General features: G+C 51.2%; 8 protein-coding genes. 6 read left to right on the top strand and 2 right to left on the bottom strand.

What is annotated here, in order from left to right:
* From STRDD11_RS14400 to whiA, 3 genes are all read left to right on the top strand, one after another.
* The coding region (locus STRDD11_RS14400) for a RapZ C-terminal domain-containing protein (RefSeq protein ID WP_277592769.1) at window positions 1-293 on the top strand (293 nt) is incomplete at its 5' end.
* Window positions 290-1267, top strand: a complete 978-nt coding sequence (locus STRDD11_RS07785) for a YvcK family protein (RefSeq protein ID WP_128836860.1) — start codon at window positions 290-292, stop codon at window positions 1265-1267. The genes STRDD11_RS14400 and STRDD11_RS07785, both read left to right, overlap by 4 nt.
* Entirely contained in the window at window positions 1264-2175 is a 912-nt protein-coding gene (whiA, locus tag STRDD11_RS07780; RefSeq protein WP_128836859.1) for a DNA-binding protein WhiA, read from the top strand. Before STRDD11_RS07785 ends, whiA begins: the two co-directional genes overlap by 4 nt.
* A 93-nt stretch (window positions 2176-2268) precedes the next feature.
* On the opposite strand, the gene STRDD11_RS07775 is transcribed toward whiA, so the two are convergent.
* A complete protein-coding gene (locus tag STRDD11_RS07775) occupies window positions 2269-3237 on the bottom strand; it encodes an NAD(P)/FAD-dependent oxidoreductase (RefSeq protein ID WP_128836858.1) in 969 nt (322 codons plus the stop codon).
* Between the two features lie 99 nt (window positions 3238-3336).
* Window positions 3337-4653, bottom strand: a complete 1317-nt coding sequence (locus STRDD11_RS07770) for an FAD-containing oxidoreductase (RefSeq protein WP_128836857.1) — start codon at window positions 4651-4653, stop codon at window positions 3337-3339.
* 502 nt (window positions 4654-5155) lie between these two features.
* On the opposite strand from STRDD11_RS07770, the gene STRDD11_RS07765 reads away from it, so the two are divergent.
* The 3 genes from STRDD11_RS07765 to STRDD11_RS07755 all read left to right on the top strand — a co-directional run.
* Entirely contained in the window at window positions 5156-5512 is a 357-nt protein-coding gene (locus STRDD11_RS07765; protein ID WP_128836856.1) for a DUF1304 domain-containing protein, read from the top strand.
* Between the two features lie 168 nt (window positions 5513-5680).
* On the top strand, window positions 5681-6058 hold the full coding sequence (locus STRDD11_RS07760) for a BlaI/MecI/CopY family transcriptional regulator (protein WP_128836855.1): 378 nt from the start codon (window positions 5681-5683) through the stop codon (window positions 6056-6058).
* A 16-nt stretch (window positions 6059-6074) separates the two neighbouring features.
* Window positions 6075-7345 (top strand): M56 family metallopeptidase (locus STRDD11_RS07755; RefSeq protein WP_164828450.1); only part of this gene is annotated, 1271 nt, incomplete at its 3' end.

The raw sequence follows: 7345 nt of genomic DNA, 5'->3' as shown, positions 1-7345 counted from the left end.
AGCCAGAGCTGCGCAATCAGACAGGCCTGGATCAGGATGTCTTTGATTATGTCATGAACCATGCGGAGTCAGAGGAGTTTTACAAGCACCTGCTGGGGCTGATTGAGCCGATTCTGCCGGGTTATCAAAAGGAAGGCAAGTCTGTCCTGACTATTGCGGTTGGCTGTACGGGCGGTCAGCACCGCTCAGTAGCCTTTGCCCAGCGATTGGCGGATGATTTGGCCAAGGCTTGGCCGGTCAATGCCAGCCATCGGGACAAAAACCGCCGAAAGGAAACGGTGAACCGCTCATGAGAAAGCCAAGAATTGCGGTGATCGGCGGGGGAACAGGGATTTCGGTCATTTTGAACAGCCTGCGCAAAAAAGAGGCAGATATTACAGCGATTGTAACGGTAGCAGATGACGGCGGCAGTTCAGGCGAGCTGCGCAAGAACATTCAGCAGCTGACTCCTCCGGGGGATTTGCGCAATGTGCTGGTGGCCCTGTCGGACATGCCCAAGTTTTATGAGAAGGTTTTCCAGTACCGCTTTGCCGATGAAGACGGCGCTCTGGCCGGTCATCCCTTGGGCAATCTCATCATTGCCGGTATTTCAGAGATGCAGGGTTCGACCTACAATGCCATGCAGCTCTTGACCAAGTTTTTCCATACGACCGGGAAAATCTATCCCTCCAGTGACAATCCGCTGACCCTGCATGCGGTCTTTGCAGACGGCAGTCAGGTGGCAGGCGAAAGCCGCATCGCCGACCATGCAGGCATGATCGAGCGGGTCTATGTGACCAATACCTATGATGAAGAAAAGCCGGTTGCCAGCCGCCGGGTGGTTCAGGCGATTTTAGACAGCGATATGGTAGTGCTGGGGCCAGGCTCTCTGTTTACCTCCATTCTGCCCAATCTGATGATTGAAGAAATCGGTCAGGCGCTGCTGGAGACCAAGGCAGAAGTGGCCTATGTCTGCAATATCATGACCCAGCGCGGCGAAACAGAGCATTTCTCAGACAGCGACCATGTGGAGGTGCTGCACCGCCACTTGGGCCGGAAGTTCATTGATACAGTGCTGGTCAATATCGAGAATGTCCCCCACGACTATATGAACAGCAATAAATTTGACGAATACCTGGTACAGGTAGACCATGATTTTCAAGGGCTTCAGGAGCAGGTTCCGCGGGTTATTTCCTCCAATTTCCTTCGTTTGGAAAATGGCGGAGCTTTTCATGACGGGGAGCTGGTTGTTGATGAGCTGATGCAGATTATACAGGTGCGCAAATGAGCTTTACAGTCAAAGTCAAGGAAGAACTGCTCAGTCTGGTCAGCCGGGACAAGAATGAGCTGGCAGCTATCATCAAAATGTCGGGCAGTCTGGGTCTGACCGGACAAGGTTTGACCCTGTCGCTCACGACAGAAAATGCTAAAATCGCCCGGCATATCTATGAGCTGCTGCTGGCTCTGTATCAGGCCAAGTCAGATATTCGCCACCACCAAAAGACCAACCTGCGCAAGAACCGTGTCTACACTGTTTTTCTGGATCGGGGAGTGGAGGAGATACTGGCTGATCTGCATCTGGCAGATGCCTTTTTCGGTATTGAGGCCGGAATTGATCAGGCTATTTTGTCAGATGATGAAGCCAGCCGGTCCTATCTGCGGGGGGCATTTCTTGCCAATGGCAGTATGCGGGAGCCGGAATCGGGCAAGTACCAGCTGGAAATCCTGTCGGTTTACCTGGACCATGCCGAAGATTTGGCTGCGCTCATGCGTCGTTTTTTGCTGGATGCCAAGACCATTGAGCGCAAAAAAGGGGTGGTGACCTATCTGCAGCGGGCAGAGGATATCATGGATTTTCTCATCGTCATTGGGGCCATGGAGGCCATGAAGGAATTTGAGTCCGTCAAGCTGCTGCGCGAGGCCCGCAATGACCTCAACCGGGCCACTAACGCCGAGACTGCCAACATTGCCCGTACCGTTACAGCCAGCATGAAGACCATCAATAATATCATCAAAATCAATGAAAGCATCGGGATTGAGCAGCTGCCGCTGGACCTGCAAGAAGTGGCCCAGCTGCGGATCAGCCACCCGGATTATTCCATTCAGCAGCTGGCTGACAGCCTGACCAAGCCCCTGACCAAGAGCGGGGTCAACCACCGCCTGCGGAAAATCAATAAAATTGCGGATGAATTATAGTCTTTCAGAGTTTACAGTTCCAAGTTTTGAATCCATCATAAAAGCTGCTGAGTACATGATGCTCAGCAGCTTTATTGTCATTTAGTCCATCTTTTATAAACTGGTCGAATGTTTTGGCTGGACTTTCCGTTCAGGATAGATAGAGTTGATAGCATTGTTGACCGCTGTCGGCGCCTCGCCCAGACCGGTCGCAATCAGATCCACCTTGCCTTCGTAGAAGCAGCAGTCGCCGGCTGCATAGATGCCGGGCAGGGAAGTTTCCTGCTTGCTGTTGACTATAATTTTATGGCGCTGGAGCTCCAGACCCCAGTTTTTCAGATTGCCGACAGAAGACTTAAAACCATAGTTGACAAAGAGCTGATCGACCGGCAGCAGCTGGCTTTCCTCTCCCTTGACCCGGGTGATTTCCAGCTGAGTAATGCGGTCGCCCTCGCCGATGAGCCTGCTCGGCACAAAAGGCGTTTTGATAACGGCAGTGGAAGCCTTGAGTTCCTCAACGCTGTGTTCCAAGGCCCGGAAATTGTCCCGCCGATGAATCAGGCTGGTCTTGGCAATCTTCTCAAAAGCCAGCGCCCAGTCAACGGCTGAATCGCCGCCGCCCAGCACGACGACTTCTTGGCCGGCATACTGATGGATGTTGGATACATGATAGTGAAGGTTGCTGTAGTGCTCAGCGCCGTCCAGCTCCAGAGCACGCGGCTTAAAGGCACCGCCGCCCATGGCAATGATGATGGTCTTGCTGAGGTGCTGGGCTTTAGAAGTGGTGATGCGAAAATTCCCCTCTTCCTTGACAATCTCCAGGACCGTCTCATTCAGGCAGATGTCTGTCTGGAAGCTGTCCAGCTGCTCTATCAGCCGCTGGGTCAGCTCTTCTCCGGTCAGATTGGGAAAGCCCGGGACATCCAGGATTTTCTTTTCCGGATAGAGAATGGCCGGCTGCCCTCCAAGCTGGGGCAGGGAATCAATCAACTTGACCTTGGCTTGGCGCAGGTGGGCATAAAAAGCGGCAAAGAGCCCCACAGGCCCGCCGCCGACAATGGTAATATCGTACAGTTCAGACATAATCTTCCTCAATCTCTTTAAAATAAACTAGCATTATTGTACCATAAAATGAGTTTAAAATGTAGTCAAAAATAAAAAGCCCCCGCAGGAGCTTTCGGATTAAATAGCAAACAAATCATTGAGATTTTCCGCCAGAGTCGGATGGGTAAAGATCTGCTTGGTGAAATAAGTATAAGGGATCTTGTTGTCCATGGCTACTGTGATGATGTTGATGATTTCCTGAGCGCCTTGGGAGAAGATGGTCGCCCCGATGATTTCCTTGGTCTCCGTATTGACGATGGCTTTGAAGGCTCCGCGCAGGTCGTCATTGACATGGCCGCGCGGCATAGCTGCAACCGGAATTTCTTTCGTCGCAACAGGCAGTCCCTGCTCCTTGGCTTGGGCTTCTGTCAGACCGATTTGTGCCAAAGTCGGACTGATAAACATACTGGTTGGCACATGCTGGCGATCCGCGAGCGTATAGCTGCCGTCCCCTGCCAGATAGCTGTAGACAATACGGAAGTCGTCCAGAGAAATATAGGTAAACTGCGGCCCGCCGTTGACATCTCCGACAGCAAAGACGCCGGGAACGGAAGTCTGCAGATGCTGGTCTACCTTGACAGCGCCGCGTTCGGTCACTGCAATATCTGTATTTTCCAGCTGCAGAGGCTCGATGTTTGGCTTGCGGCCGGTCGCATAGAGCAGGGCATCAAAGCGGAAAGTTTCCCCTTCTGTCAGGACCAGCACTTCCTCGCCGTCATTTTTCACTTCCTGCGTGTGGATATTCTGCAGGATGTCAATGCCGTCCTCTTCCATATACTGTTTGGCAAGAGCGGCGATAGAGGGCTCTGCCCGCGGGAGAAAGACAGAGCCGGCATCCAGCACGGTGACCTTGCTGCCCAGTTTATTGTAGAGTCCGGCAAATTCCAGACCGATATTGCCACCGCCCAGAATGCCCAGCCGCTCAGGCAGCCTGTCCAAATTCTGAATACCAGTGGAGTCATAGACGTGTTTGGCTGTCGTCAGGCCCGGGATTGGCAGGATATTAGAAACTGCGCCGGTATTGATGACAATGGTCTCTGCGGTCAGCTGCTCTGTCTCGCTGCCTGCTTGGATTTCAATCACTTTATTAGAGACAAAGTGCGCTTGGGCGTCGATGACTTCAACTCCGGCTCCGCTTACTGCGGCATAGTTTTTAGCATTGAGACGGCTGGTGACAGCATCTTTCTGAGCCAGTACCTGATCGAAAGGCAGGCCTTTTTCAGCAGCGACGAGCAGGGTCTTGGTCGGAATGCAGGCGATATTGATGCAGGTGCCGCCATACATGGCCTTGCTCTGCTCAATCAGCGCTGTTTTCTTGCCTTGGGCTGCCATTTTAGCTGCCAGAGTTTTTCCGGCTTTGCCGAAACCAATGACTATTAAATCGTATGTTAACATGATATACCTCACTTTTCCACTAAGCATTGTATCATATCTGTGTGAGAAATGCTGGTTTTTGCTACGGTATGCAGCTGTTCCATATGACGGCGTAACTTTTCAAAGTAAGTTCCGCTTTGCTCTCTGAGCTGGTCTTAGCTGAAATGGTTTTTATGGCGGGAGACGTCTCACACTAACTTCCAGCAGAGCGGAATGTGATCCGAAAGGCTTTCAGATGAGGAGCCTTTTGTGCTCTTTTTTTGGAGAACGGCGGAGAAAAACCCGCTTCTGGCAGGCAAAATCAAGAGCAGCGGAACTTAGTCTGAGACGGATTTTCGCTGCTTTTATGCGTTTTTAGCAGCTTAACTTCCGCTAGCGGCAGCGGTGGAACTGACTTTGAAAAATTGCCTTCCTTATGAAAGGACATTTCTGGACGCGGTGTCTATTTCTCAAGCAGATGTTTCGACGAAGAAGCCGAACTATGCTATACTGATTCCATTGTTTATTTTAGGAGGAAGACAGAATGTCTATTTTTACAATGATTTTGGCGACCATGGTTGCCTTGGAATTTTTCTACATCCTGTATCTGGAAACTTTTGCGACCAGCTCAGCCGCTACTTCACGGGTTTTCGGCATGTCCCAGGAGGAGCTGCAGCAACAGTCGCTCAATACTCTTTTTAAGAATCAGGGAGTGTACAATGGTTTAATCGGAATCTTGGTGCTGATTGCGGTCTTTATCCAGCCGAGCTCCGTTTGGCTGGGGATTTTGATGGTCTACATCATTTTGGTGGCAGGCTATGGCGCTGTGACCAGTGATCCCAAAATCTTGCTCAAGCAGGGCGGTCTGGCTATCCTGACCTTGATCAGTCTATTTTTCTAAAAGAGCGGAGGAAAGGTGCTTTCCCGCTTTTTATTTTTGCGGAATCAACTGTCTGGTCTTTTTTGAGAATCGCCCAGCCGCCGCCAACTTCCTAGCATAATGGTTGACTTTTTCATTAGACAAGTGTAGAATAAAAGAAGAAGCAGTCTATAGAAAGTACACTGAAATATGAATAAATCAATCAAACGTTTACCGGACGGCGAGTTTGCTATTTTGAAAACCATCTGGCAGCTGCCGGCTCCGACAACCTCTGCGCAGATTATGGCCAAGCTGGGCCAAAGCAATCACTGGAAACCGCAGACTCTGCTGACGGTTTTGGCCCGTTTGACAGAAAAGGGCTTCTTGGAAAGTGTCCGCAAGGGCCGCGAGCGCCAGTATACTGCCTTGATTTCTGAGGAGGAATATTTAGAGGTCGAGACGTCAGACTTTCTGAAACGCTGCAGCGGCCATTCCATGGGCGGTCTGGTCAAGACGCTTTTCTCTTCCAATTCCCTTTCGGAACATGAACTAGATGAACTGCGCAGTCTTTTAAACAAGGAAAGCTAAAGATTGGGGGTTGGATATGAAAGATTTGCTATTCTCTTTCCTGCTGACTAGTTTTGCTACCTCCTTTATCATTCTGCTGCTGAGTCTGACTTTTGCGGTTTTTAAGAGCCGGATTTCGATCAGGACACAGTATTTCACTTGGTCTTTGGTCCTTGCCAGCCTGCTGATTCCCTTCCGGCCTCAGTTTGGTCTGGGGCTGATCCGCTTCAGTCCGGAGCCGATCCGTCAGACAGCTGTCAGCAGTTCGGGAGCGGCCCAGCCTGCCGTCCAGAGCGCTCAAACAGCCAGTCAGTCCGGCCTTTTAGAGCAGTTTTTGGCCCTGCCGTGGTTTGAGATATTCTTTGCCCTCTGGCTGCTGGGCTTTCTCTTTAGCTTGGGCAAATATGCCTACTCTTATATCCGCTTTCAAAAGCTGCTGAAACGCTGGGGGGAGCCCGTGACAGATGCCGATATGCTGGAGCAGCTGCAGGCTGTCCAGCAGGATATGAGGATGAAGGGCAGCATCGGCCTGCTTCATTATCCTATGGCCCACAGTCCCTTGCTGGTCGGTCTGAAAAAAGCAGTTATTGTCCTGCCGGAGCTGGACTATACCGAGGAAGAGCTCAGCCTGATTTTCAAGCACGAGCTGACCCACTACCGGCACCGGGATGTCTGGGTCAATCTGCTGGGACTGGCTGTGAAGAGCCTGTATTGGTTTAATCCTATTATCGCTTTTGCCTGTAAGGAAAGTCAGGAAGCAGGAGAGATGTACTGCGACCATGATGTGCTGTTCAGCAAGGACAGCGATTACCGTACCTTCTATGGGGAAACCATTCTGACCATGATTAACCGCAGCAGAAAGAGTCCGCTGGCCCTGACGACCTGCTTTTATTCGAATAAGTTCAATCTGAAGCGCCGCATTGTCGGTATCATGGACAATCGTCTGCCCCGGAAATTCCTGTCAGCCTTTCTGGCCTTGGCTGCTGCTTTTCTATTGCTCCTGTCGGGGTCCGTGTTTGCCTTGGAGGACAGGAGCAGCCAGACGGCAGCCTCTCTGCCGGCTTCGCAGAAAGGCTCGAGCTCCGACGTCAGCCAGCAAGCAGCAGTGGCAGCCCTTTTAAAGGAACTGTCCCTGTCTGAGAAAGACATTGCCGATCTTCAGGTGGTTCGTGAGAAAGACACCTACCACATCAGCTTTTCCCATGGCCAGACAGCCTATGAGAATCTGGTCAGTGCCAAGGACGGGAAATTGCTGCGCAGCAAGCAGCATACAGTGGTTGAAAAAACGGTGACAGTAGAAAAAGAAGT

This window comes from Streptococcus sp. DD11 (genome assembly GCF_001578865.1).
Lineage (GTDB): Bacteria > Bacillota > Bacilli > Lactobacillales > Streptococcaceae > Streptococcus > Streptococcus panodentis.
Note: the sequence above shows the minus strand (reverse complement) of the source record. Positions and strands in the feature narration are given on the sequence as shown.

What these genes read in the sequence shown, in the direction of transcription:
- STRDD11_RS07775 (WP_128836858.1), bottom strand. Translation starts at nt 3,237, where the DNA reads ATGTCTGAACTGTACGATATTACCATTGTCGGCGGCGGGCCTGTGGGG.
- whiA (WP_128836859.1), top strand. Translation starts at nt 1,264, where the DNA reads ATGAGCTTTACAGTCAAAGTCAAGGAAGAACTGCTCAGTCTGGTCAGC.
- STRDD11_RS07765 (WP_128836856.1), top strand. Translation starts at nt 5,156, where the DNA reads ATGTCTATTTTTACAATGATTTTGGCGACCATGGTTGCCTTGGAATTT.
- STRDD11_RS07785 (WP_128836860.1), top strand. Translation starts at nt 290, where the DNA reads ATGAGAAAGCCAAGAATTGCGGTGATCGGCGGGGGAACAGGGATTTCG.
- STRDD11_RS07760 (WP_128836855.1), top strand. Translation starts at nt 5,681, where the DNA reads ATGAATAAATCAATCAAACGTTTACCGGACGGCGAGTTTGCTATTTTG.
- STRDD11_RS07770 (WP_128836857.1), bottom strand. Translation starts at nt 4,653, where the DNA reads ATGTTAACATACGATTTAATAGTCATTGGTTTCGGCAAAGCCGGAAAA.